The sequence below is a fragment of the Streptomyces sp. NPDC002104 genome (assembly GCF_053593795.1).
In genome coordinates this window covers 20,535-45,099 of record NZ_JBSFDF010000029.1, presented here as the reverse complement: position 1 = coordinate 45,099, position 24,565 = coordinate 20,535, and the positions used below count along the sequence as shown (strand labels likewise).

The window sequence follows — 24,565 nt, the reverse complement described above, 5'->3', positions numbered from 1 at the left end:
TCGTTCCTTACACAGGTGGGCGGCCTCTGCAGAACTCTGGCCAGGCTCTGAAATCGCGGTGTGTTGAACCGGCGCCCCGGCCCGAAGAAGCTGTGAAGCACGGTCCGGTCAGCTGTCCGCCGGGATCGAGACCAAGGGAGTGAGCATGTCTCAGCTCGGCTCGCGCAAAGACCGGGTGGACCGGCCGGACCGGCCGGACGACACCGGGCGGCGCGGGGCCGGCCGCCGGGTGGCGGCCGGTGTCCGGGGCCCGGTGCGGCTCCCGCCCGGTGGCGGGCCCGGTACGGACCCGCCGTTCGCCCTGCTCGGTGCGCGGCTCCCGCACGCCCGGCTGGTCACGCCCTGGGGGCCCGTCATGACGACGACGGCCATGCTCCGCCCGGGCCGCGGGCTCCTGTTGGACCTCCTCGGCAGCCCGGCCCTGCGCCGTGTGGCCCGCCCCTGGGCGGACCGGGTCGTCTTCGTCACCGCCCGTCCCGAACCCGGCGCACCGCCGGGTCCCCTGCACGGCGCCGGCGCGGTCCTCGTACGGCCGGACGGCCACATCGTGTGGACCGCACCGGACCGGACCGCACCGGGCACGACCGGGGCCGCGAGCCGGACCGGGGACGGTCTGCCGCGGGCCATGCTGCGGTGGTTCGGCGCCGGGCGGGACGCGCCGCCCCCGGCCCCGGGCGCCATCCGCGGCTGAGCGCGGCGAAGCGGGGCCGGAGCTCTGCCCGGGGGCCGGCGGGCGGGGCGCGCACCGCTCACCGGAACGCGCCCGGACGCTCCGGGAAGGGTGACGCCGCACCCGTACCGCCGTGCACGGAGCAGTGATCCGGCAGGCACCGACGAGACGGGGCGATCCCGTCACCAGGAGGCGAGCGGACCCCTTCCCACCCGAAAACACCGTCCACCCCTCATAGAAGGCGGTACAGAACATGACAGTGCAGAGCACGAGCACCTGGCTCGAACGTCTGCCCGATCTCCCGGCCCTGCGCGCCGCGGACACCGGGGCGCGCATACGGATCATCGAGCAGTACATCTGCCAGGAACTCACCGAGACCCTCGACATCCCGCCCGCCTACCGGATCAACGTCCGGCGGCCGCTGCGCAGCCAGGGCGTGGACTCGATCATGGCCATCCAGCTCAAGCGGAAGCTGGAGACGGCGCTGGGCGTCACGGTGAAGGCGCCGGACCTGCTCCGCGACGACAGCGTGGCCGAGGTCGCCGCCCTGCTGTCCGCGCTGATGCCGGACCGCCGGGAGTCCCAGGCCCAGTTCGCCGCGACCGCCGGCGCGGGCCGATGAGTCACGCCTCCGGGACGGCCCGGATCACCCCACCCGATCAGGACATGCACCTGTGGGTGTGCCATCCGGACCTGACGGAGGAGAACCAGGGCGCCCTGGTCACGGACGAGCTCGACGCGAAGGAGCACAAACGGGCGGCCGCGTTCATCAGGCCGAACGACCGGCTGACCTACCTGTCGGCCCACATCGCGCTGCGCCGTCTGCTCTCCGCCTACACCGGCATCGCCCCGGGCCTGCTGAAGTTCGGGCGCGACGCCTGCCCCTGCTGCGACCGCCCCCACGGCCGGCCGGTGCTCCTCGACTCGCCGGTGCCGCTGCACTTCTCCCTGTCGCACAGTCACGGGGTGGTCCTCATCGGGATCGCGACCTCGACCGTGGGCATCGACGTGCAGCGGGTGCCGTCGCTGGAGACGACCGACCTGTGCTCCCCCGATCTGCACCCAATGGAGCAGAAGGAGCTGGCCGCCATCGACAAGGCGACGGACCGGCAACTGGCCTTCGGCCGGCTCTGGACGCGCAAGGAGGCCTACTTCAAGGGCCTGGGCACCGGGCTCGGGCGGGAGCTGTCCGCCGACTACCTGGGCACGGACGAGGGTCCGGAGGCGCCCGAGCGTCCCGAGGGCTGGATCGTCCAGAACCTGCCGAGCTGCCCCGCCCACGTGGCGGCGTCGGCCCTGCTCACCGACGGACCGCACGAGATCACCGCGCGCTTCGTGACGATGGAGATGCTGACCGCCGCCGACGCCCTGGAGCTGATCGCCGCGGAACCGTCGATGTGCTCGGACTACGAACCGTCTGCCGACCGGTAGACGCGATGAACCGGACAACGGGGAGGAACCAGCGCCGTGGTGACGACACAGACGACACAGACGACACGGACGACACAGCAGGCCGACGGGTCCGGCACACCGCCCGACCGGCTCGGTGAACTGGCCCGCATCAAGGAGGAGACCCGGGAGGGCGCCGGCCCGGCGGCCACCGAGCGCCAGCACGCCAAGGGCAAACTGACCGCGCGCGAGCGCATCGCCCTGCTCCTCGACAAGGGGAGCTTCACCGAGGTCGAGGGCCTGCGCAGGCACCGGGCCACCGGCTTCGGCCTGGAGGACAAGCGCCCCTACACCGATGGCGTGGTCACCGGCTGGGGCGAGGTCGACGGCCGCACCGTGTTCGTGTACGCCCACGACTTCCGGATCTTCGGCGGGGCGCTCGGCGAGGCCCACGCCCAGAAGATCCACAAGGTCATGGACATGGCCCTGGCCGCCGGGGCCCCGCTGGTCTCGCTCAACGACGGGGCGGGCGCCCGGATCCAGGAGGGCGTCTCCGCGCTCGCCGGGTACGGCGGCATCTTCCAGCGCAACACCAAGGCCTCGGGCGTGATCCCGCAGATCAGCGTGATGCTCGGGCCGTGCGCCGGCGGGGCCGCGTACTCGCCGGCGCTCACCGACTTCGTCTTCGCCGTCCGCGACATCTCGCAGATGTTCATCACGGGTCCCGACGTGGTGCAGGCGGTCACCGGGGAGCAGGTCACGCAGAACGGCCTGGGCGGCGCCGACGTCCACGCCGGGGTCTCGGGCGTGGCCCACTTCGTCTACGACGACGAGGAGACCTGCCTCGCCGAGGTGCGCTACCTGCTCTCCCTGCTCCCCTCCAACAACCGCGAGCTGCCGCCGGACGTGCACAGCGAGGACAGCGCCGACCGGCACTGCGACGCGCTGCTCGACACGGTCCCGGCCGACGGGAACCGCTCGTACGACATCCGCGAGGTGATCGCGGAGATCACCGACGACGGCGAGTACATGGAGGTCCACGCCGGCTGGGCGCCGAACCTCGTCGTGGCGCTGGCCCGGCTCGGCGGGCAGGTGGTGGGGATCGTCGCGAACCAGCCCGCGGCCATGGCCGGCGTCCTGGACATCAAGGCGAGCGAGAAGGGCGCGCGGTTCGTGCAGTTCTGCGACGCCTTCAACATCCCGCTGGTCACCCTCGTCGACGTGCCGGGGTTCCTGCCCGGGGTCGACCAGGAGCACCAGGGCATCATCCGGCGCGGCGCGAAGCTCCTGTACGCGTACTGCAACGCGACGGTGCCGCGGATCTCCGTGGTCCTGCGCAAGGCGTACGGAGGCGCGTACATCGTGATGGACTCCCGCTCGATCGGGGTGGACGTCGCGCTGGCCTGGCCGACCAACGAGATCGCCGTGATGGGCGCCGAGGGGGCCGCCAACGTGGTCTTCCGGCGGGAGATCGCCGCCGCCGACGATCCCGAGGCCATGCGCCTGCAGAAGATCGACGAGTACCGGACCGAGCTGGTGCACCCCTATTACGCGGCCGAGCGCGGTCTCGTCGACGACGTGATCGACCCGCGCGAGACCCGCTCGGCGCTGATCCGCTGCCTGTCGATGCTGCGTACGAAGGACGCCGCACTGCCCCGCCGCAAGCACGGCAACCCGCCCCAGTGAGGAGGACCCGGAGATGACCGAGGTACAGGTACGAGACGCCGCGCGCGAGAAGCACCACCCGTTCCTGGTGCGCGTGGAGAAGGGCAGCGCGAGCCCGGAGGAGGTCGCCGCGCTGACCGCGGTCCTGCTGGCCAGGGCCGCGGAGGCGGGGCCCGCGGCGGACCCGGCCCCGCTGCGGCGGCCGGCGGCCCGCTGGCGCCGGCCCGAGCGGGTCGGCGGCTTCGACGGCCCCCGCACGTGGCAGGCCCGTACGCACGGGCCGAACGCGTGAGGGGTCTGCGCATCCGTATCCACCGGTTCGCCTACGAGGTCGTGCGCAGCAGTGGCGGACCGCCCGCGGTGGGGACGGAGGGCTGAGCCGGGGCGGTCCGCGCGAGGGGGTCCGCAGGGAGGACCGCCCTCGCGCGCAGACCGGGCAGGGCTCCGCGCGCACCGAGTTCGAGCCGGCCGCCCGAGGCGGCGAGCAGGGCGGCCGCGATCGTCAGCCCGAGGCCGCTCCCCCGGCCGCCGCGGCCCGAACGGCCGCGCCAGAAGGGTTCGCAGGCGTGGGCGATCTCCTCGCGCGTCATTCCCGGCCCCTCGTCGCAGACGTCGACGGCCACCTCTCCGGGGGCGTCCCGGCCCACCGACACCCGTACGGTCGCGCCCGGCGGGGAGACCTTGAGCGCGTTGTCGAGCAGGACGTCGAGGGTCTGCTCCAGCGTGCCCCGCTGCTGGAGGAGGGCCGCCCGTTCCCCGATGACCTCCAGGTGCGTGCCGCCGGCCCGGGCCGCGGCGGACCAGGCCTCCACGCGCAGGGCGGCGACGGCCAGGGCGTCCGCGGTCTCGGCGCGTACCGCGGCGTGCTCGACCGCGCCCCAGGCCAGTACCTGTTCCAGGACCTCGGAGAGCCGTGCCACCTCGCGCAGGATGGCGGCGACCTCCCGGGCCGGGCCGGGATCGGCCGCGCCCTGGAAGCGGTCCTGGAGGAGTTCGAGGCGCAGTCGTACGGAGGACAGCGGGCCGCGCATCTGGTGGGCGGCGGCCACCGCGACCGAGGGCTGCTCCGGCGCCCACGCGGGGGGCTCGTTCAGCGCGTGGGCGGCGCTCGCGGCGTTAACGCCGTTAACGGCGTCAACGCCGTTCATGATGCCTGCGGCTGCGGGACCGTCAGCCGGTAGCCGACGCCGCGGGCCGCCTCGATCCAGTCGTTGCTGCCGAGCTTGCCGCGCAGGGAGCCCACGTGGACGTCCAGCGTGCGGGTGGAACCGAACCAGTTCTCGTCCCAGACCCGCGCCATGATGTCCTGGCGTTCCATGACCGTGCCCGGCTCCTCCATCAGCATGGCCAGCAGCTCGAACTCCTTGCGGGTGATGCGTACTTCCGTGCCGTCCAGGTACACCTTGCGGGCGCGCCGGTCCAGGCTGAGCGGGCCCGCCCGCAGGAGGTGATCCCGCTCCTGCTCCTGCTCGTGCTCGCGCACCTGGTCGTGCACGTGGTCGCGTACGTGTACGGGGCCGGCCCCGGGCGCCGGTCCGTTCGCGGCGGCTTCGCCGTCGTGCCAGGGGCAGTCGCCGGAGCGCCGGAAGACGGCCTGGATGCGCGCCATCAGTTCGTAGCGGCCGAAGGGCTTGGCCACGAAGTCGTCGGCGCCCATGTGCAGGGCCATCACGCGGTCGAGTTCCTCGGCCCGGCCGCTCAGCGCGATGACGGGGACGCAGGAGCGCTCCCGGATCCGCCGGCAGACCTCGTGGCCGGCGAGGTCGGGCAGGCCGAGGTCGAGCAGGACCAGGGCGGCGTCGTCCAGCTGCTCCAGGGCCGCGGCCCCGGTGCCGGCGATGCACGTGGCATAGCCGTGCACGGTCAGCGCCTGCTCCAGAGCCTCGGCGATTCCGTCGTCGTCCTCGACGATCAGTACGGTCCTCATCGGTGCCTCCCGGTCCGGTCCGCTGCCCGCGAGTGGACCCCACTTCGGGACAGTACCGCCGCCGCAACGCCTGGGACGGGGCGCGAGAGCGGGCCGAGAGCGGGGCGCTAGCGGGCCTCCACCTGGGCCTACGCCCGCCGGGTGCGGCGGCGCCGTCCGGTCACGGGCCGACGTCCGCGGCGGGGACCGCCCGGGCCGCGCGCAGCGGCATGAAGCGGCGGGCCGCCTCCTCGGCCTCGGCCAGGGAGGCGAAGCCCCGGTCGCGGGCCGCCGCTTCCAGGGCCGCGGGGCTGCCGCAGCCCCAGGTCTCCCGCAGGTGTGCGCGGACCTCGCGCACCGGGATCCGGCGGACGCCGCCCGCCGCCGGGCCTCCCTCCGCGCCTCCCGCCGAGGCCGTCGCGACGGCCGCCGCGGCGGCCTCGCTCAGCCGGTCAGCGGCGGCGACCGCGCTCGTGCTCGCCGCCCACACCGCGTCCGCCCGGCGCAGCTCCGCGGGCACGCCGTGGAAGGGGGCGTCGCCCGGGGCGCTGCGGAAGGAGCGGACGAGCAGGGTGAGCAGCCGCTGCCAGGGGGTTCCGGAGCGGCGCTCGCCCGGGGTCAGCCAGTGCTCCCACGCCTGGGCGGGGAGCAGGTCGGCGGTGATGCCCGCCCGGGCGGCGGACTCCAGCGCGCAGGTCTCCAGCTCCGACTCCCCCACCGGCAGCAGGTGCCCGGCGATCCGGCGCAGGGCGAAACCCCGGTAGCGGGCGGGGAAATCGGGGGCGTAGAGCTGCTGGAAGCGCAGGACGTCGACCTCGCGGACGGCCGGGTGGCGGCGCGCTCCCGGGGTGGGCCGGAACGTGCCGCGCCACTGCGCGCGGCGGCTCGTGGGCGCGAGGAACCAGGCGGGTACGAGCAGCGGTTCCGGCGGGGAGGACGCGGTGGCCCCCGGGGCTTCCTGGGCCAGCCAGGACAGCGCGAGCAGGGCGTCGACGCGTTGCAGGTCGGTGGTGGAGCGGGTCCGCCGGGCGTACGCGTGCAGGGCGGTCGCGGCCGCTCCGGTCTGCGGCGCGTGCTCGCGGGCGAGCCGGATCAGCCCGGGCCAGCAGCGCTCGGCGCAGTGCACCGAGCCGGCGAGGTCGAGGAGGGTGTCGCCGGTGGCGGCGTCCAGGAGCCGGTCGGTGACGGCGTTGGCCACCGTCCAGCGCAGGGTGACCAGCGCGAGGGTGGGGTGCGCGTGGGTGCGCGTGGGCCGGTGCGCGGCGACCTCGGCGTCGCCGTCCAGGGTCCCCTGGACGAACATGCCGAAGACGAGGCCGATCCCGCGCATGCCGTACGGCCACAGTTCCGCGGCGCGCAGGGCGCCGAACCCGGCTGCGCCGACGACCCGGGTGTCCGCGGCGAGCAGGTCGAGGATCTCCTCGTGGGACACCGGGGTGCCGTGGCTCTGGACGCCGTCGAGGAGGACGACGGTGTCCCCGGGGCCGGTGCCGAGCGCGAGCAGATCGCCGTGGCGGGCCGGCGGGTGGAGGACCGCCCCGGGGTGCGCGGCGCGGGCCTCACCGGCGTCGAGGCAGGCTCCGAGGAACACGTGGGTGGTCAACGGCGCTCCCCGGAAAGGCCTGCGGGGCCGGAGCCGGCGGCGGGGCCGGTGAGACCCGCGGCGACGACCTTGACGACCCGGAAGTCGGTTTCGGTGCTGAGGTCCACGGCCACCGGCCGGTGGCTGGTCACCGCGGTGACCAGGCCGGCGAGCCAGCGCATCTCGTCGGTGTCCTCGGCGAACTCGGCGGCGTGGGCGGAGGCTTCCCGCCAGTCGAGGAGCCGCCCCGCGCCCGCCCCGGCGGGGCGGGCACCGCGCGGCGGCCTCGCGCGGACCCGGGACGCCGCGGCCGGGCCGTCGCCCACCAGGGCGCGCAGCCGGTCGCGGGCGGCGCCGGTCAGCGCGCGGCCCAGCGCGATGCCGGGGTCGCTGTGCACGCCGACGGCGGTGACGGGCACGGGGAAGGACTTCGACCACAGGCCCACGGAGAAGCAGGGCAGCGCCCAGCGGTTGGCCCGGCGGGTGAGGGCGACCCGGACCCCGGCGGCGGAGAGGCGGGCGAGGACCTCGGCGCAGAGCGGGTCGTCGACGCCGGCCGGGTCGACGGGGGCGGTGGTGTCGAAGCCCGCCGCGAGCCGGGCCGGGGCGCCGGAAGCCGCCGCGCGGGAAGCCGCGGCAGGGGGACCCGGAGCCGGGGCGCAGTCCTGTTCGATCACCTTGTAGAGCGCGTGGACCACGGTCTCCTCGTAGCTGTTGCCGCCGGCCAGCGCGCCGCCCGTGCTGCGCAGCAGCGGGGGCCGCCACTCGGTGCCGGCCTCGTCGTCCGCGGCGACGCAGGCCCGGGGGGCGGGTACGGGGGCTCCGGTGACCAGGTCGGTGCCGATGACCCAGTCGAGGGGGGTGTGTTCGCTGAGCAGGCTGCCGGGGTCCAGGGGCAGGGCCCGTACGTCGTAGGGCAGGGCGAGTTCGCGCGCGGGCGTGCGCAGCACTTCGGCGGGCGGGCAGGCGTACTCGGCGTGCCAGAGCTCCACGGACTCCATGACGGCGGAGATCCGGGCGAGCAGCGGGGTGGCTCCGCGGCCGTGGGCGACGGGACGGGTCCGGGCGGCGGGCCGGACCGCGGCGACGACCGGGACGCCGAGGGTGTCGAGGCCGGTGACGTCGGCGACCCGGGTGATCCCGAAGGAGTCGCGGAGTTCGCCGAGGCGGGCCCAGGTCTCCTCGGGATGGCGGACCCGGTGTGTCCCCGCGAAGTGCACCTTCTTCACGCGTCGTCCTCCCCTGCCCCGTCCCGGAGGCCGTCGGTCGCCGTGTTCCCGGCTCCTGTCCACCAGCGTGCGCGGGCGACGGCCAGCCGAACGGCAAGGGAGCGGCAGAAGTTCGGCACGGCTGGTGAAAACCCCTGCCGCGGGGCCCGCGGGGAGGCCGGAGAGGCCCGTACGGGAGCGGATTCCATCGGCGCTCTAGCGGCATGTGCCGACAATGCACCGGTTATGCCGTGCACGGAGCAGGAGGGGAGCCGCCGATGACACAGCGAGAGCGCGGCCGACAGGTGACGGTCGTCGAGCGGATGACCACGACCGGGGATCCCTCCTCGTTCGAGCGGGCACTCGTCGGCTACGCGCGCCACCGGGAATCCGCCAAGGGGTTCGAGGCGCTCGTGACGGCCGCGTGCCCGGACCGCCCCGGCACGTACGTCCACCTCGACCAGTGGAGCACCCTGGACCGGCTGCTCCAGGCCTCGCACGAGGCCGGGCACGAGGACGGGCCGTCGCCGCTGCGGCATCCCGGGCTCGGTCCGCACACCGTCTCCACCAGCGAACTGATGGTCACCGTCGGACGGATGACCGTCGGGGGCGAGCTCTCGGAGGCCGCCCACGTCGTGCTGGTCCGGGCCGTGCTCGACGGCCCGCCGAAGCAGTTCGAGCTCGACTTCGGCGCCCTGGTCGCGCAGTGCGTGCCGGTCAGCGGTTTCGGCGGCAGCGATCTGCTCCGCTCGGCCGCCGATCCCCGGTCCTACCTGGGCGTGCTGTGGTGGCTGGACGCCGAGGCCTGTGCGCGGGTGCGCGCCGGCGCCGGCTACCGCGGCCGGCTGGCCGGTCTGGCCGCCGCGGCCGAGGTCCACGAGGAGTCGACCCGGGTGCTGCGGGTGGCGTGAGCCGCCCGCCCGTCCCGCTCCCGCTTCCCGGCCCCTTCCCCGGCGGGATCCGGCCCGCTCCCGTGCCCTACGGGATCCAGCCCGCCTCCTCGGCGATGCGGATGGCGTCGATCCGGTTGCGTGCGTTGAGCTTGTCCACGATGGCCGTCAGGTAGTTGCGCACCGTGCCCTCGCTCAGGAAGAGCTGCTCGGCGATCTCGCCGGCGTCGGCGCCCCGGGCGGCCAGCCGGAGCACCTGCGTCTCGCGCGGGGATATCGGATTGTCCAGGGCCTCCCAGGCGCTCAGGGCGAGATCGGGGTCGATCACCCGCTGCCCGTTGGCCACGGCCCGTACCGCCTGGGCGAGCCGGGCCGGCGGTGAGTCCTTCAGCAGGAACCCCGAGACGCGGGCGGCCATCGCCCGGCGCAGGGTGCCGGGTCTGCCGAGGCTGGTGAGGATCAGCGTGCGGCAGGCGGGCAGCCGTTCGCGCAGTTCGGCGGCGGCGGTCAGGCCGTCCATCCCGGGCAGGTCGATGTCGATGATCGCGACGTCGGGGCGCGATTCGAGCGCGGAGGCCACGATGAGGTCACCCCGGTCCACGGAGGCGACCACCTGGAAGTCAGGCTCCAGTTCGAGCAGGGCGATGAGTGCGCCGCGGACCATGTGGACGTCCTCGGCAAGCAGCAGCGACAGCATGGTTGTTCCCCCGTATACCCCTCGTGCCGGTCGGCTCGCGCCGGTTTCAGCCGGCTCGACGTTCCAGCGATGCGACGGACGCCGTGTCTGCGTCCCCGCCGTACCCGTGTCCCTGTGGCCCGACGGTGTCCGGGGGGTCGGGGGCGACCGGCCTCAGCGGCGCCCTCGCCGTCACCCGGAACCGGCTGCGCGGTTCGACGCCCGCGGTCAGGGTCCCGCCGATCGCGGTGAGCCGCGTGGCCAGGTTGCCCAGCCCGCTGCCCCGGTCCACGGGGTCCGCGAGCCCGACGGCCACCACCCCGTCGTTCTCCATCACCAGTTCCACCATCTCCCCGTCGACGACCGCGGCCCTGATGGTGCAGGACTGCACCTTGCTGTGCCGGAGGATGTTGGTCACGCCCTCGCGCAGGGCGGTCGCCAGCACGGTGTCCACCAGCGGGTGCAGCCGTCCGCAGTCGATGTCGACGTCCGCCTCCACGCCGGCCGAGGCCATCACGTCGGCCACGGACACGGCCTCCGCCGCCAGCGACATGTCGCGGTACCCGCGGGCCACCGCCCGTACGTCGACGAGTGCCTGGCGGGACACCCCGAGCACGGAGACCACCTCTTCGCGGGCCCGCTCGGGGTTGTTGACGACGAGCCGCTGGACCAGCTCGCACTTCAGCGAGATGGCCGAGAGGCTGTAGCCGAGCAGGTCGTGCAGGTCCCGGGCGAACCTCAGCCGTTCCTGGATGACGGCCATCCGGGCCATCTCCGCGCGGGTCTGGTGCACTTCGTGGACCAGGTCGGTCAGCCGGGTGAGGCCGTAGATCACCAGTCCGGTCAGCGCGGTGGAGATGGCCGCGTACGCGAGGTCCAGCACGGTCACGCCCTGACCCACCGCCCACCACAGCACCACGCCCGAGATGGCCGCGAAGGAGGGCCAGGCGATCCTGGGCGGTGCGAGCAGCAGGACCGAGGCGCTCAGGGGTCCCGCCACGCTGCCCCACAGCACGTTCAGCCAGACCAGGGGCAGGAAGGTGAGGAACAACTGCACGCCCAGGGCGGCGCACTTGCGTCCGGTGGACCAGTGCCGGGCCTTGGGCGAGGTGAGGACCAGCTGGAGACCGTAGAGGAGCAGGACCGCCGCCGCGCAGACGAGGAGTTCGCGCCGCCGGTCGCGCAGCGCGTATTCGACATTCAGCAGGGTGACGATTGCGTACCCGGACAGGACGGTGACCACGATGCCCTGCGCGAGGCGCGGGGCGAGTACGTCGGTGACCCGCCGCTTGTCCGGATTCTTGGTTTCCGCTTGGTCGGTCCCCTGAGCTAGGTCGTTGTCCGCAGTCCGGAAACGGCCCGTCATATGCTCACTCCTCGGTAGGAAAACGAGAGGATCCGAGTCCGCACTATATGCCGCGCCTGCCGAAGATACAGGGCCATCCGGAAGGCCATCCGGAAGCCCATCGGGAGGGCCATCCGGGGGGCCGTCCGCACGGGCGTCTACAAGGGCAGCGGGAGCTCGTTGAGTTCATGGAATGCGGTGGGCGCATTCAGCTGGCCGAGACGCACCGGTACCTCGAAAAGGCGTCCCGGGGCGAACCTGGCGTAAAACGGGCGCAGTCCGGGCACCAGTGTCTTCACCACGGGTATCCCCACGTCGGGCCGGGTCTGGTCGAGGACCAGCAGCTCCATCCCGTGCGACTCCAGCAGGGTCCGCAGGTGCGTGACGTCGTCGAGGAGGTCGGCGTTGCGTCCGGCGTACCGCCACGACGCGGGGGTCCGCGCGCGGTGCGCCGGGTCCGCGAAGAGCTGGGGCTGGCCCGGCAGGTCCGTACCGGAACCGCCGGGGGCGGGCAGCATCTGCACCATCTCGGTGACCGCCCTGCGCAGCGCGAGCCGCGGGTCGAGGTGGGCTCCGAAGCCGTAGACGAACTCCTCCGCGGGGCCGTCGGTGCGCCGGGACACGGCCGCCACGACCGGGATCCCGAGGTCGGAGGTGAGGTCGAGGGCCCACACCTGGTGGCCGGCCCGGCCGAGGGCCGACCGGGTGGCCGCCAGCCAGGGCTCGTCGAAGGAGTCCAGGTCGAGGCCGGGCAGGCGCAGCCGGTTGTACCACCACAGCGCCACGGCGTCCCGCTCGACGAGTTCGAGCACGCCCTGGACCACGGCGTCCTCGAGGCTGCCGCCCGCGGCGTTGCCGTTGGAGTCGGACCACAGGCCGTCCCGGGAGGCGCCGGCGCCGCTGTCGAAGTACAGGGTGGAGGTGGGCAGCAGCCGGTGGGCGCCCGCGCTGAGCGACCACACGGGCGTCCACTCGGTCTCGGCGGCGGGGTCGAAGGGCCGGCTGACCCGGTGGAAGGGCGGCTGCAGGGCGTTCCAGCGCTGCCGGCCGGCGTACTGGCGCTCGTCGAACAGCTGGTAGGTGTTGGGGTGGACGGCGGCGGAGCCCAGCCCGGACAGGGAGTCCCGGATGATCAGCTCGTCGCCCTGGCGGGCGGCGCTGTACCGTTCCGCCGCCTCGCACAGCGCGCTCGCCCGGGCCTCGGTGGCGGTCGCCCCCTTGCCTCCGCTGCGGGCCCTCAGGACCTGGTGGACCCCGGCCAGCGAGTGCCCGCGCAGGGCGAGGTTGTGACCGGAGTCGTAGGCGTGCAGTCCGTCGGGCAGTCCCGCGACGGGGCGGACGTTCGTGACGATGCCGGTGACCGGGCTGATCAGGTGGCGGTTCTCGATGAGGATGCCCTCGGCGCAGACGGCCCGGTCGTTGCTGCCGGTGCCCTCGGCCTTCTGGCGGGAGGTCAGGGCGAGGGGCCGCGCGGTGCGCGCCGCGACCAGTGAGGGGTCCCCGCAGTCGGGGCACTGCGGCCGGCGCAGCACGGTGTGGTGGGCGGTGCTCAGGTTGAGGCTGTCCAGGACGCACACGGCGCGCTGCTCCGGGTAGCGCAGTCCCGCGAGCCACTTCGACAGTTCCAGGACGGCGCACTGCAGACCCAGGGACCGTACGGCCGACAGGGTCGGGGCGGGTCTGGGCGCCGGTCCGTCCAGGCCCAGGGCGCGCTGTACGGGGAGTTCCCCGGCGCGGTGCTCGGAGAGCCGGTGGGCCAGGCAGGTCCAGCAGGGCCCGTCGGCTCCGGCGGCTCCGGCAGCTCCGGCGGCTCCGGCGGCTCCGGCGGTGGCCGGCGAGAAGAACGGGCCGGTCCAGGGATCGGCGCCGAACGGTCTCGCCAGCAGCCAGGACCGGCCCTGGCGGCGCAGCCGCGCGGAGACGGCCCGCAGCCCGGGGTCCAGGTAGTCGGCGCACACCACCAGGGCCAGCGGGGTGTCGGCGTGCTCGTCCACGGCGTTGAGCCCGGAGGCGGCGCAGGCGGCTCGGGCCGCGTCGGCGTCGACCCCGCCGACCGGGATCACCGCGACGGGCGCCGTGGTGACCTCGGTCGTCGCCTCGTAGCCGTCGAGGCCCGCCCGGTCCCAGTAGGCCTGGGCCAGGGCGGTGTCCCCGCCGGCCGGGGCGGCGCCGGCGGTGTCGGCTCCGCCGTGTCGGTACCCGACCAGATTGGCCTGCGCGAGGCTCCGTAACGCCCGTCCCACCTCGGCGACCGGCATGGTCCGCGAGGCGGCCCTGAGTAACGCGTCCAGGGTGTGGCTGCCGTCGAGCAGCGGGACGAGGCTCTCTATCCCGGCTCCGCGCAGGACGGTCACTCCCTGGTCGGAGAGGACGAAGGCGGCCTCGCCCGGGACCGCTTCGGCCCGCACGTGGCGCTTGAAGGCGACGAAGGGGCCCGCCTGGCCCTCCGGCGGGGGCGTCATGCCGCGACCTGGAGGTCGGCCTGGTCGGTGATGTTGCCGCCGGTGCAGATGCTGCACCGCAGGCAGCTGGACACCGAACCGGTGACGGCGCTCAGGTCGTCGATGGCGAGGGTCGCGCCGGACGTCCAGTCGACTCCCTGGGCCTGGAGTCCGAACTCCAGCAGGACGCCTGCCGGGTCGGCGTCGAAGCGCTGTCCGAGCTTGGGTTCCAGAGCGGTACGGGCGGCGAGTTCCGCGAAACGGAAAAGTTCCTGGGCCACGTTCATGACTTCCCCCTGAGACCAACGGTGCTGCACTGGTGTCTGCCTGGGACGAGAGTCTGGAGGGGGACCTCACAGGACCGGCAGTGCCACGTTCACCGGACCCGTATGACATTTTCATGATTCACCTCGTGCGCACCTCACTGGGCCGCCGAGGGCCTTGGCTGCGAGTCTGTTCGCCTGGCTCCGACAGGGGTCGTCGCACACCGTCCGGCATCCGTGGCCCGATGAGGGAGAGCGCACAGATGGAGATCAAAGTACTCGGGTCGCTCACTGCCCAGGAGCGCGGCGTCTCGGTCGTTCCGACCGCCACCAAGCCCCGGCAACTGCTGGCCCTGCTCGCCCTGCACGCCGGCCGGGTCGTCACCGTGCCGACGCTGATGGAGGAGATCTGGGGCGAGGACATCCCCCGCAGCGCCACCACGACGCTGCAGACGTACATCCTCCAGCTGCGCCGCAAGATCGGCGGCGCCCTGGAGCGGGATCCGGGGCTCGACGCCAAGGAGGTCCTGGTCACCCGGTTCGGCGGCTACCTCCTCCAGGTGCCGCCCGGTCAGGTCGACGCCCACGAGTTCGAGCGGCTCGCGGGGCAGGGCCGGGCCGCCTACGACATCGGCGACTACCGTGCCGCGTCCGATCTGCTCGGCCGCTCGCTCGCGCTGTGGCAGGGCCCGGCGCTGGTCGACGTACGCGCGGGGTCGATCCTCGAGCTGGAGGTGCTCCAGCTCAACGAGGAGCGCACGGCCGCCCTGGAGCGGCGCATCGAGGCCGACATCCGGCTCGGCCGCTGCGCCGAGGTGATCCCCGAACTGCGGGTGCTGGCGGCCCGCCACCCCCTCCACGAGGGTTTCTGCGGGCAGCTGATGCGCGCGCTGCACCGCTCGGGCGGGGGCTGGCGCGCCCTGGAGGCCTACCAGAAGCTGCGGGCCTCGCTCGTACGGGAGCTGGGGCTGGAGCCGTCCGCTCCGCTCCAGCAGTTGCACCAGGCCGTGCTCTCCGGCGATCTGGCCCGGACCGATCCGGCCGGCTCGACGATCCCCCGGCGGCTCCAGCCGATCGCGGCGGCCGAGTAGCTCACGCCGGGAGCGGGGTCCGAGTGGCTCACGCCGGGAGCGGGGTCCGCAGGCCGTCGAGCCAGCTCTGCCACGCGGCGGCGCGCAGCGGGGTGCCGGCCGGGAGGGAGCCGCCCGTCCAGGCCGTGACGGGGCGCAGGCCGTGGAGGGCGTTGGCCACCCAGACCTCCCGCCCGGCCAGCGCGGACAGCCTGCGCCGGGCGGGCCGTACGGTCACGCCCGTGCGGGCTGCCCGCTCCAGCAGCAGTGCGGCGGTGACCCCGGGGAGAACGGGGAGTTCGGCGGGCGGATGGCACAGGACGTCGTCCTCCCACCACAGGAGCGAGGAGTTCGCCGCTTCGAGCACCACCCCGTCCGCGGTGACCAGGAGCGCCTCGTCGGCCCGCGCGGCCGCGGCCCTGGAGCGGACCTCCGCCAGGGCGCCCAGGTCCGGCCCCTTGTGACGGGGCGTCCGGCGCGGGTCGCGGACGGCGAGCCCCCAGACCCTGGCCGTCGTGGAGAGGGCCGGCGCGGTGCGCAGCCGGTACAGCAGCCGGTGGCCGCCGGGCAGGACGGTGTCCGGGGGCGCGTCGGCGGAGGCGGTTTCCAGCTCGACGCGCGGGAACCAGTGGCCGTCGCCCCGGGGCAGCAGGGCGGCCATCGCGGTCCAGAAGGCGTCGAGGAGCGCGTCGGGCACGCCGGCGGCCGCGGCGCAGGTCGCGGTGAAGCGGCGGCGGTGCCGGGCCAGGGCGCGGACCCGGCCGTCGGCGACCAGCCAGGAGTCCGCGGCGAGGAGGGTGCCCGGGGTTTCCGTGGCGGGTACCTCGCGCAGGGCCCCGTACGGGGTGAGCGCGAAGAGCCGGTCGGCGGCGCGGCCGGGCGCGGCCGCTCGGGCCGGCTGCCCGGTCGGCCCGGTCGGCCCGGTCAACGGGACACCGCGGGCTCGGTGGACGCGGACGCCGCCGCCACCCCGTCGCGGCCGGGGAAGCCCCTGCCGAGGAGGCGCAGCAGCGGGGTGGTCTTGGTGATGGTCTCCTCGTACTCGTCCGCGGGGTCGGAGAGCGCGACGATGGCGCCGCCGACTCCGTAGCGGATGCCCTCGTCGGTCACGACGGCGGTGCGGATGACGATGCTGAGGTCGGCGCCGCCGCACAGGGAGAAGTAGCCGATCGCTCCGGAGTACACGCCGCGCGGGCCCTCCTCCAGTTCGTCGATGATCTGCATGGTGCGGATCTTGGGGGCGCCCGTCATGGATCCGCCCGGGAACGCGGTGCGCACGCACTCCACGGCGCTCACCCCGGGGCGCAGGGTGGCCCGTACGGTGCTGACGAGCTGGTGCACCGTCGCGAAGGTCTCCACGTCGAACAGTGTGGGCACGTGGACCGAGCCGACCTCCGCGCACCGGCCGAGGTCGTTGCGGACCAGGTCGACGATCATCAGGTTCTCGGAGCGGTCCTTCTCGTTGGTCCGCAGGTCCTCGATCAGCGCCTCGTCCTCCCGCGCGGTGGCTCCGCGCGGCCGGGTGCCCTTGATCGGCTTGGACTCGGCCAGCCCCTCGGCGGTGACGCGCAGGAACCGCTCCGGCGAGGTGCTGAGGACGGCCAGGTCGTCGAAGAGGAGCAGCGAGGCGAACGGCGCCGGGCTGGTGCGGCGCAGGAAGCGGTACCCCTCCCAGGGGTCCACCTTCGCCTCGCTGTGCAGTTCGTTGGTGAGGCAGACCTCGTAGGTCTCGCCGGCGGCGATGTCCTCCTGGCTGCGCCGGATCCGGTCCAGGTAGGCGTCGCGGTCGTGGCGCAGGCTCAGGTCGCCGGCGTCCAGGGGCTGCGCGGGCACGTCGGCTTCGGCCGCCTTGCCGGCGAGGGCGCGCAGCCGCTCGCCGGTGGTACGCAGCCACGCGCGCGCGGAGGCTTCGAGGGCGAGCGCCTCGGCGTCCCCCTCCGCATCGGCATCCGCATCGGCATCCGCATCGGCGCCGGCTCCGGCTCCGGGTTCCGCGGGGGCCAGGGCGAGCAGGTGCGTGGTGCCGGTCAGGTGGTCGAAGGCCAGGGCGCGGGCGGCGAACACCATCGTGGCGTCGGGCTGCTTCGAGCGGTGCACGACGGGGCCCGCGCCGCACTGCGCCTTGAGTTCGTAGCCGAGGTAGCCGACCCAGCCGAGGGCGAAGTTGCAGGGGTTCTCGGCCCGGTCGGGCAGGTCCGTCCGCAGGGATTTCAGGTCCTCGTCGATCCAGTCGAAGAAGGGGCGCCGCTCGACCTGCGCGCTGCGCACGCCGTCCCGCTCGGACACGACGGTGACCGTACCGGCCGCGACGTCGGCCGTGGCCACGCGGGCCAGGTCGCCCGAGGCGTCCCCCATGATCGAGAAGCGGCCGGTGGCGCCGTCGCTGCGGCTGCTGTCGAGCCAGAAGGCGTGGTTCCCGCCGCGCAGCAGTTCGTCGAAGACGATCTCGGGGTCCCACGCGGTGGGCAGCCGCTCGGTGAGGACGCGCAGGTGCCGGCGCGGGGCGGGCCGGGCGGGCGCGGCCGCGGGCGCGGCCGGGGCGAGGGGCCGCGCGGCGGGGTGCTGCTGCTGCCAGCGGGCGGTGAGTTCGCGGAAGTTGCGCATCATCAGCAGTCCGTGCTCGCTGCTGATGGATTCCGGGTGGAACTGCACGCCCCACAGCGGGCGTTCGCGGTGGCGCAGTCCCATGAGGATGCCGCCCGGCGCCCAGGCGGTGGCCTCGAAGACGTCCTCGGGGAGGTCTTCCACGGTGAGGGAGTGGTAGCGCACGACGTCGAAGGGCGAGGGGAGCCCGGCGAAGAGGTCCGTGCCGGAGTGCTCCACGGGGGAGACCCGTCCGTGCCGGGGCTCGGGGGCCCGCCGTACGGAGCCGCCGCCGAGGTGGGCTATGCCCTGGTGGCCGAGGCACACGCCGAGGACCGGGCGGTCCGCCGCGCGGACGATCTCCGTGCAGATGCCGAAGTCCTCGGGGCGCTCGGGAGTGCCGGGTCCGGGGGACAGGACGACGTTGTCGAACCCCTCCAGATGGCTGGTTCTCCACCCCGGCTCGTCGTTGCGGATGACGACGGGTTCGCGCCCGTTGGCCTCCGCCAGCAGGTGGAACAGATTGAAGGTGAAGGAGTCGTAATTATCCACCAGGAGCGTGCGCATGCTCACCTCACGAGGTCATGGAGGGACGGATTCGACAGCCGGATCCGATAGAAAGATCTGATGACTGAATTCCGGACGGACTACGCAGCCCGGGAAAGATCGCCTCGATGGCCTCACGGATAAACCGGCGCCGCGCGGCAGGCACTACAGCCGGTCAATTGGACCCGACCCTGAGCTCCCGATTCCCCATCAGGGAAATCGGGGAATGATTGATCTCCCCGTTCAACACGGGCAGACCCTACAGGGAGTCCCTGTTCAGTCAAACATTTCCGCACCGCAGAACGGCCCCCGCAAGGCAACCCGGGAGTAGGAATTCGTAATTCCGCAAGAGTGCTGTCGCGCTTTTCATATGACGCTTGACAGTCCCTGAGGGGTCGTTTCTATTATGCGGAACTGCCGAGCCAGTCAGGGCGAATCGGCAGCACAACGGGGCAGTGCGACGGGGAGATGTTTGTTCGTGATCAGCGATTTCGGGGGCCCCGGGCCCGGGACGGCAGATCCTCGGGCGCACGACGGTAGCTGGGTCGACGAGCTGCTCCTGCACTCCGGCCACGACGGAACCGAGCCCGCCGTGCACATCGGTGAACGGCTGGATCGCGACGGTCTGCGCCGTGAGGTCGGGGCCCGCCACGCGGAGCTCGCGGAGGCCGGACTGCGCCGCGGCGGTTCGGTCGCGCTCCAGCTGCCGCCCTCGCTGGCGCTGCTCACCCATCTGCTGGCCGCCTGGCGGACCGGGGCCCAGGTGATCCTCCTCGACCACCGGCTGACCGCCCACGAGAGCGATCTGGCGCTGCGCCGGACGGCCCCTCAGTTCCTGGTCCGGCCTGCCGGACCGGTGCGCCTCGGCGTCCTGCGCGGCTTCCACGCGGTCGACGCGGTGGCCGAGCCGTACCCCGGGGGCCGCCCGGCCGCGAGCGGGCACGCGCTCGTGCAGCTCAGCTCCGGTTCCACCGGCCCCTCCAAGGTGATCGGGCGCACGGCCGCGGACCTCGTCGCCGAGGTCCACCGCTACACCCTGATCCCCGGCATGCCCCGCCGGGGGGACCGCATCGTGGTACTCAACTCCCTCATCCACGCGATGGGGTTGATGGCGGGGATCCTGCACAGCCTGCACGCGGGGGTCGAGATCGTGCTGCCGGAGCGGATGAGCGCCGACGGCATCCTCGCCGCCGTGGCCGCGCGGACCGCGCCGACCGTGATCACGGGCGTGCCGTTCCACGCCCAGCTGCTGGCCTCGGTGTCCGCTCCCCCGGCGCTGCCGCACCTCGTACGGGCCATCTCCGCGGGCGAGCCGGTACGGCCCGGGGTCGCCGAGGCCTTCGCCGCGCGGTACGGCGTACCGCTGGGCGAGGTGTACGGGATGACGGAGACGGGCGTCCTCGCGGCCGACCTGTCCGGGGCCTCCCGGCCGGCCACGGGGCGCACGGCGCCGGGCATCGAGGCGAAGGTGGTGGACGGCGAGCTCCTCGTACGGCGGCCCGTCAGCCCGTACCTCGGCCCGGCCGGTCCGGACCGCTGGGCGGACGGCTGGCTGCGCACCCGCGACGCCGGGACGCTGGACCCGGAGACCGGGCTGCTGGCCATCGTGGGCCGGCTGGACTCCCAGGTGTCGGTGGGCGGGCTCAAGGTCGATCTCACCGAGGTCGAGTGGACCCTGTCCGAACTGCCCGGCGTGCGCGAGGCGGTGGTGGTCCACGACGGGGCCATCGAGGCCTACGCGGTCCTCGCCGAGGGGGTCGCGGCGCGGGCCGTGGAAACCCTGCTCGCCGAACGGGTGGCCGCCTTCAAGCTCCCGCGCCGCATCCACGTCCTGACGGCCCTGCCCCGGACGACCACCGGCAAGCCGGTGCGCGACCCGTCCGCGCTGCGGGCCGCGGCGGAGCCGGCCGCCGCCGTGGAACGGGTGTGAGCCTGGTGGAGCGGAGCGGGGCTTCAGCCGTCCACGCGGGTGACCGACACCGCGGCGCCCTCGGTTCCCGGGCCGCCGGCCACGCACAGGACGTACCCCTCGGGGCCTTCGGGGACGGCGCTGGTCAGGCCCGATCCGGGGAAGATCTCCCGCAGGGTCACCGGCTGCCCGGCGGGCTCCGGCGGCAGGCCGGAGGCGGGCAGCGGCACCGGCCGCAGCCGGCCGCCGCCCGCCAGCCCGGTGCCGAGCACCTTGCCCAGTGCCTCCTTGTGGGTCCAGACCCACAGCAGGGCGCGGGCCCGCAGGGCGGGTGCGTGGGCCTCGATCCAGCGGACGTCCTCCTCGCCGAACCAGCGCCGGGCCAGGGCCACCGCCGGGAGTTCGCGGGCCGGCTCCACGTCCACGCCCACCTCCCCGCCGGTGCAGACCGCGACCGCGGTCAGGCCGCGGGTGTGGCTCACGCTCACGTTCACCCGTACCGGCGCCGGCGGCCGCTGCCCGTGGTCCGGGGCGCCGGGCCGTGACACCACGTACGGCCGCCCGCCCGGTTCCCGGGCCACGGCCAGGCCCTCGGGCCCGACGCCCAGCACCGCCGCCGCGGCCCGCCGCAGCAGCGCGTGCGCGTGCTTGCGCTGGTCACCGACCGGGACCGCGAGCCACACCTCCACCCGGGACACCGACACCGACACCCCCACTCGTCCCCGGTGCCCAGACACGCCCTGAACACACATACGAACACTGATACAAGGAGCCAGTTCATGAGCACCCCTGTGCGCGCCTTCGTAGTGAACACCCTCGAAACCATGAACCTCGACACGACCGGGGTCACGGACGCCACCCCCATCGGCGACGACGGCCTGGAGCTGGAGTCGCTCACCACCGCCGAGCTCGTCATGCAGGTCGAGGAGGAGTACGGGGTCAAGTTCTCCGACGAGGACGTCGAGGGCCTGCAGACCCTGACCATCGGCGAGTTCGTCGCCCAGGTCGAGCAGCGCCGGACCCAGGTCACGGCCCAGGCTGGCTCGGCGTGAGCGGCCGGTCCCCCGCCCCCGGCCGCCCGGAGGTGATCGCCCTGCTGGCCCAGCACGACGAGTGCGCCCCGGGCGACGTGGGCGAGCGGATCGATTCCCTGCAGCTGGCCTGGCTGGTGCACGTGGTCGAGGAGCGGTACGGCATCCGGATCGACCGCGACGAGGAGCTGGAGGCCATGGACACGGTCGACGGCGCCGTCGCGGTGCTGGCGGGCGTCCTGGCCGCGTCCGCGGCGGGCGGGAGCGGTTCATGACCGGGGCGGCCGAGGCGGCGGCGGGCCGGACGGGAGACGCGGCGGCGGGAGACGCGGCGGTGGGCCGGGCGGCGCACCGCACGGTCGTCATCACCGGGCTCGGCGTCACCAGCGCCTTCGGCCGCGGCGAGGAGGCCCTCGGCCGGGGACTGGCCGCCTCCCGGGCGGCGTTCGGCCCCGTCGGACGCTTCGCCACGGACCGGTACCGCGCGGGCGTCGCCGCCGTACTGCCGGGCTCGCCCGACCTGGACGAGGAGCTGCGCCGGGTCGTGGACGAGGCCTGCGAGCAGGCCGGGCTGTATCCGGCCGAGCGCGCCCAGGCTCCGCTGCTGCTGGGCCGGCACGCCGACCCGGCGGTGGCCCGCGGGCCGCTGGCCGTCCAGGGCAAGTCCGCGATCTCGGACACCGCGGCCGCACTGGCCCGGGCCTGCGGCCTGCTGGGCGCGGCCCGGACCTACACCAACGCCTGCGTGGCCGCCAGTACGGCGCTCTCCGAGGCGGCCGTACGGATCCGCACCGGCCGCGAGGACCGCGTGGTCGTCGCGGCGGGCTATCTGGTGGACGAGGACAACTTCGCGCTGTTCTCCGCCGGCCGGGCGCTCTCCCCGGACGGGGCCCTGCGCTCCTTCAGCGCCGGCCGCAAGGGCCTCCTGCTCGGTGACGGCGTCGGCGCGGTGGTCCTGGAATCCGCCGGGGCCGCCGCCGCGCGCGGTGCGCGGCCCCTGGCCGTGCTGTCCGGCTGGGGCCTGGCGGGCGACGCCCACCACGTGTGCCGGCCGCACCCCGCGGGCCTGGGCATGGCCCGGGCCATCGGCGCCGCGCTGGAGCGGGCCGGACTCGCGCCCGCGGACATCGGCTACGTCAACGCCCACGGCACCGGCACGCCCGCCAACGACTCCTCGGAGAGCGCCGCCCTGCGGCTCGCCCTCGGGGAGGCCGTCGACGCCATCCCGGTGAGCTCCACGAAGTCCCTGCACGGGCACTCCCTGGAGGCCTCCGGAATGCTCGAACTCGCCGTCACCCTGCTGGTCCTGCGCAGCGGGGAACTGCCCGTGAACGCGAACCACTCGGGCCCCGACGACGAGTGCCGTCTGGACCTGGTCCTCGGCTCGCCCCGCCGGGTCTCCCCCCGGCACGTCCTCAGCCTGAACGCCGCCTTCGGCGGGGCCAACACCGCATTGGTGGTGAGCGCGCCATGACCCTGTCCCCCGCCTCTTCCCCCGCCCTTTCCCCCGCCCTTTCCGGCGAGTCCGCGGCGGCCGTGGAGGTCCTCGCCGAGGGCGTCTGGCCCGCCCCGGGCGATCCCGCGCTGCCCGTGCCGCTCGCCGGTTTCGCCGTCTCCTCCTTCAGCCCGATGGCCTCGGCCGCCGCCGACCGCTGCCTGGAGCAGGTGTACGGGGCTCCGGGCGCGGCCGAGACCGGCGGCGAACGGGCCGGGCGCACGGCGATCGTGCTGGCCTCCCGGGGCGGTGACCTGGAGACCCACACGGCGACCGCGGCCGCCGTGGACGCGGGCCGGCCCGCCGCTCCCCTCCTCTTCTTCCAGTCCGTGCCCAACGCCGTGGTCGGCCACATAGCCAAGCGCTGGGGGCTCGCCGGTCCGGTGATCTGCTTCAGCCCCGACGCGGCGACCGCCGATCCGCTGGGCGAGGCCCTGGACGTCACCCGTTTCCTGGTCGACGGGGGCGACGCCGAGGAGGCGCTGCTGCTGCTCGTGGAGCAGGCCGGCCCGGACGGGGCGCCCGCGAGCGCCCTCGCCCTGCTCGTACGGCCCGCGCCGGATGCCGTGCCGGACACCGTGCCGGACACCGCGTCGTTCGCCCGGGAGGCGTCGTGAGGAGCGGCCTGCGGGAGCAGTACGACGTCTGGGTCACCGGGATCGGGCTGGTCACCCCGCTGGGGATCGGCGTACCGGCCTTCGTGGACGGGCTCGCGGCCGGGCGCTCCGGGCTGCGCCGGCTGGAGGGCGAGGTGTGGGCCGCGACCGGCGCCGACGTGGCCGGGGTGGCCCCGGAGATCTCCGCGCTGGACCTGCTGCCGCGCGCCGAGGCCCGGTCGGTCGACCGGTTCGTGCTCATGGCGCTGGCCGCCGCCGACGAGGCCCTCGGCGACGCCAAGCTGACGGTGGGCCAGGACGTGGCCGCGGACCGGGTGGCGGTCGTGGTCTCCACGGGCGCCGGCGGGCTCGCCACCTACGAGGAACAGGCCGTGGGCCGCGCCTCCCGGGGCCGGGCCGCGGTCAGCCCGTACCTCCTTCCCGGCATGCTGCCCAACATGGCGGCGGCCCGCATCGCGATGCGCCACGGCGTGCGCGGGCTCAGCAGCTCCATCGCCACGGCCTGCGCGGCGGGGGCGATGTCGGTGGCCGAGGGGCTGCGGCTGATCCGCGAGGGCACCGCGGACGTGGTGATCTGCGGGGGCACCGACACCGCGCTCGCCCCCTCCGTGGCCACGTCCTTCGGCAACGCCCGCGCGCTGGCCCGCGCCGGGACGGGTGATCCGGCGGCGGCGAGCCGCCCGTTCGATCTGGACCGGAGCGGGTTCGTGCTGGCCGAGGGCGCCGGGGTGCTCGTCCTGGAGCGCGCCGCCCACGCCCGCGCCCGCTCGGCGCACGCCTACGGGCGGGTGCTGGGCTGGGGCGCGACCAGCGACGCCCACCACCCGACCTCGCCCCGCCCCGACGGCGAGGGCGCCGCGGACGCCATGCGGCGCGCGCTGGCGGACGCGGGACTGTCGCCCCGGGACATCGGCTACGTCAACGCCCACGGCACCGCCACCAAGGCGGGTGACGTGGCCGAGGCGCGGGCCGTCCGCTCGGTGTTCGGCGAGGACGGGCCGCCGGTCAGCTCGGTGAAGGGCGCCATCGGCCATCTCCTGGGCGCGGCGGGCGCGGTGGAGGCGGCGGCGACCGTACTCGCCCTGCACCACCGGAGCCTCCCGGCGACGGCCAACCTCGACCGGCCGGACCCGCAGTGCGCGCTCGACCACGTCCGCGGGGCGCCCCGCGCGACGGCCGCCGAGGCCGCGGTGTCCAACTCCTTCGCCTTCGGCGGCCACAACGTGAGCCTCGTGCTCGGCCGCGCCCCGGCGGCGGTCTGACCCGCCCGCGACCACCC

At 74.5% G+C, this 24,565-nt stretch carries 24 protein-coding genes; 13 read left to right on the top strand and 11 right to left on the bottom strand.

What is annotated here, in order from left to right; all coding sequences use genetic code 11:
- The first annotated feature begins 145 nt into the window (after positions 1–145).
- From ACWCP2_RS23535 to ACWCP2_RS23515, 5 genes are all read left to right on the top strand, one after another.
- A complete protein-coding gene (locus tag ACWCP2_RS23535; protein ID WP_450910542.1) occupies positions 146–691 on the top strand; it encodes an aromatic-ring hydroxylase C-terminal domain-containing protein in 546 nt (181 codons plus the stop codon).
- A gap of 232 nt (positions 692–923) precedes the next feature.
- Positions 924–1,292, top strand: coding sequence for an acyl carrier protein (locus tag ACWCP2_RS23530; protein ID WP_450910541.1), 369 nt, complete (start codon positions 924–926; stop codon positions 1,290–1,292).
- Positions 1,289–2,101, top strand: coding sequence for a 4'-phosphopantetheinyl transferase family protein (locus tag ACWCP2_RS23525; RefSeq protein ID WP_450910540.1), 813 nt, complete (start codon positions 1,289–1,291; stop codon positions 2,099–2,101). Before ACWCP2_RS23530 ends, ACWCP2_RS23525 begins: the two co-directional genes overlap by 4 nt.
- Positions 2,102–2,140: 39 nt before the next feature.
- Positions 2,141–3,745 (top strand): acyl-CoA carboxylase subunit beta, encoded by a 1,605-nt coding sequence (locus ACWCP2_RS23520; RefSeq protein WP_450910539.1) that lies wholly within the window; start codon positions 2,141–2,143, stop codon positions 3,743–3,745.
- 13 nt (positions 3,746–3,758) lie between these two features.
- The gene (locus ACWCP2_RS23515) at positions 3,759–4,016 is read left to right on the top strand and encodes an acyl-CoA carboxylase subunit epsilon (RefSeq protein WP_450910538.1); all 258 of its coding nucleotides are present in this window, start codon (positions 3,759–3,761) and stop codon (positions 4,014–4,016) included.
- 31 nt (positions 4,017–4,047) lie between these two features.
- Here ACWCP2_RS23515 and ACWCP2_RS23510 read toward each other — a convergent pair whose 3' ends face one another.
- The 4 genes from ACWCP2_RS23510 to ACWCP2_RS23495 all read right to left on the bottom strand — a co-directional run bounded on the left by ACWCP2_RS23510 (position 4,048) and on the right by ACWCP2_RS23495 (position 8,441).
- A complete protein-coding gene (locus tag ACWCP2_RS23510) occupies positions 4,048–4,872 on the bottom strand; it encodes a sensor histidine kinase (RefSeq protein WP_450910537.1) in 825 nt (274 codons plus the stop codon).
- Positions 4,869–5,651, bottom strand: coding sequence for a response regulator transcription factor (locus ACWCP2_RS23505; RefSeq protein ID WP_450910536.1), 783 nt, complete (start codon positions 5,649–5,651; stop codon positions 4,869–4,871). Before ACWCP2_RS23505 ends, ACWCP2_RS23510 begins: the two co-directional genes overlap by 4 nt.
- Before the next feature lie 160 nt (positions 5,652–5,811).
- Positions 5,812–7,233, bottom strand: coding sequence for a TfuA-like protein (locus ACWCP2_RS23500; protein WP_450910535.1), 1,422 nt, complete (start codon positions 7,231–7,233; stop codon positions 5,812–5,814).
- Positions 7,230–8,441 (bottom strand): YcaO-like family protein, encoded by a 1,212-nt coding sequence (locus tag ACWCP2_RS23495; RefSeq protein ID WP_450910534.1) that lies wholly within the window; start codon positions 8,439–8,441, stop codon positions 7,230–7,232. The genes ACWCP2_RS23500 and ACWCP2_RS23495 overlap by 4 nt, the downstream gene beginning before the upstream one ends.
- 257 nt (positions 8,442–8,698) lie before the next feature.
- On the opposite strand from ACWCP2_RS23495, the gene ACWCP2_RS23490 reads away from it, so the two are divergent.
- Positions 8,699–9,331, top strand: coding sequence for a hypothetical protein (locus tag ACWCP2_RS23490; RefSeq protein ID WP_450910533.1), 633 nt, complete (start codon positions 8,699–8,701; stop codon positions 9,329–9,331).
- 67 nt (positions 9,332–9,398) lie between these two features.
- Here the strand turns inward: ACWCP2_RS23490 and ACWCP2_RS23485 are convergent, their stop codons facing one another.
- From ACWCP2_RS23485 to ACWCP2_RS23470, 4 genes are all read right to left on the bottom strand, one after another.
- The gene (locus ACWCP2_RS23485) at positions 9,399–10,007 is read right to left on the bottom strand and encodes a response regulator transcription factor (RefSeq protein ID WP_250745316.1); all 609 of its coding nucleotides are present in this window, start codon (positions 10,005–10,007) and stop codon (positions 9,399–9,401) included.
- Positions 10,008–10,053: 46 nt separating this feature from the next.
- The gene (locus tag ACWCP2_RS23480; RefSeq protein WP_450910532.1) at positions 10,054–11,352 is read right to left on the bottom strand and encodes a sensor histidine kinase; all 1,299 of its coding nucleotides are present in this window, start codon (positions 11,350–11,352) and stop codon (positions 10,054–10,056) included.
- 137 nt (positions 11,353–11,489) lie between these two features.
- On the bottom strand, positions 11,490–13,793 hold the full coding sequence (locus ACWCP2_RS23475; protein ID WP_450910531.1) for a TOMM precursor leader peptide-binding protein: 2,304 nt from the start codon (positions 13,791–13,793) through the stop codon (positions 11,490–11,492).
- Positions 13,790–14,059, bottom strand: coding sequence for a hypothetical protein (locus ACWCP2_RS23470; RefSeq protein ID WP_450910530.1), 270 nt, complete (start codon positions 14,057–14,059; stop codon positions 13,790–13,792). Before ACWCP2_RS23470 ends, ACWCP2_RS23475 begins: the two co-directional genes overlap by 4 nt.
- 239 nt (positions 14,060–14,298) lie before the next feature.
- Here ACWCP2_RS23470 and ACWCP2_RS23465 point away from each other — a divergent pair, with 239 nt between their 5' ends.
- A complete protein-coding gene (locus ACWCP2_RS23465) occupies positions 14,299–15,126 on the top strand; it encodes an AfsR/SARP family transcriptional regulator (protein WP_403717386.1) in 828 nt (275 codons plus the stop codon).
- A gap of 28 nt (positions 15,127–15,154) precedes the next feature.
- On the opposite strand, the gene ACWCP2_RS23460 is transcribed toward ACWCP2_RS23465, so the two are convergent.
- Entirely contained in the window at positions 15,155–16,033 is an 879-nt protein-coding gene (locus tag ACWCP2_RS23460; protein WP_450910529.1) for an aminotransferase class IV, read from the bottom strand.
- On the bottom strand, positions 16,030–18,255 hold the full coding sequence (gene pabB / locus ACWCP2_RS23455; protein ID WP_450910595.1) for an aminodeoxychorismate synthase component I: 2,226 nt from the start codon (positions 18,253–18,255) through the stop codon (positions 16,030–16,032). The genes ACWCP2_RS23460 and pabB overlap by 4 nt, the downstream gene beginning before the upstream one ends.
- A 457-nt stretch (positions 18,256–18,712) precedes the next feature.
- Here pabB and ACWCP2_RS23450 point away from each other — a divergent pair, with 457 nt between their 5' ends.
- Positions 18,713–20,164 carry a class I adenylate-forming enzyme family protein gene (locus ACWCP2_RS23450; protein WP_450910528.1) on the top strand — a complete coding sequence of 484 codons (1,452 nt, stop codon included), beginning with the start codon at positions 18,713–18,715 and terminating at the stop codon, positions 20,162–20,164.
- 23 nt (positions 20,165–20,187) lie between these two features.
- On the opposite strand, the gene ACWCP2_RS23445 is transcribed toward ACWCP2_RS23450, so the two are convergent.
- Positions 20,188–20,853, bottom strand: a complete 666-nt coding sequence (locus ACWCP2_RS23445; protein ID WP_450910527.1) for a 4'-phosphopantetheinyl transferase family protein — start codon at positions 20,851–20,853, stop codon at positions 20,188–20,190.
- 69 nt (positions 20,854–20,922) lie between these two features.
- Between ACWCP2_RS23445 and ACWCP2_RS23440 the strand changes: the two genes are divergently transcribed.
- From ACWCP2_RS23440 to ACWCP2_RS23420, 5 genes are read left to right on the top strand one after another with little or no spacing between them, the layout of a single operon-like run.
- Positions 20,923–21,195 carry an acyl carrier protein gene (locus tag ACWCP2_RS23440; protein WP_450910526.1) on the top strand — a complete coding sequence of 91 codons (273 nt, stop codon included), beginning with the start codon at positions 20,923–20,925 and terminating at the stop codon, positions 21,193–21,195.
- Entirely contained in the window at positions 21,192–21,449 is a 258-nt protein-coding gene (locus tag ACWCP2_RS23435; RefSeq protein ID WP_450910525.1) for an acyl carrier protein, read from the top strand. Before ACWCP2_RS23440 ends, ACWCP2_RS23435 begins: the two co-directional genes overlap by 4 nt.
- Positions 21,446–22,648 (top strand): beta-ketoacyl-[acyl-carrier-protein] synthase family protein, encoded by a 1,203-nt coding sequence (locus tag ACWCP2_RS23430; protein WP_450910524.1) that lies wholly within the window; start codon positions 21,446–21,448, stop codon positions 22,646–22,648. Before ACWCP2_RS23435 ends, ACWCP2_RS23430 begins: the two co-directional genes overlap by 4 nt.
- Entirely contained in the window at positions 22,645–23,286 is a 642-nt protein-coding gene (locus ACWCP2_RS23425) for a beta-ketoacyl synthase chain length factor (protein WP_450910523.1), read from the top strand. Before ACWCP2_RS23430 ends, ACWCP2_RS23425 begins: the two co-directional genes overlap by 4 nt.
- Entirely contained in the window at positions 23,283–24,548 is a 1,266-nt protein-coding gene (locus ACWCP2_RS23420; protein ID WP_450910522.1) for a beta-ketoacyl-[acyl-carrier-protein] synthase family protein, read from the top strand. Before ACWCP2_RS23425 ends, ACWCP2_RS23420 begins: the two co-directional genes overlap by 4 nt.
- Positions 24,549–24,565 lie beyond the last annotated feature (17 nt).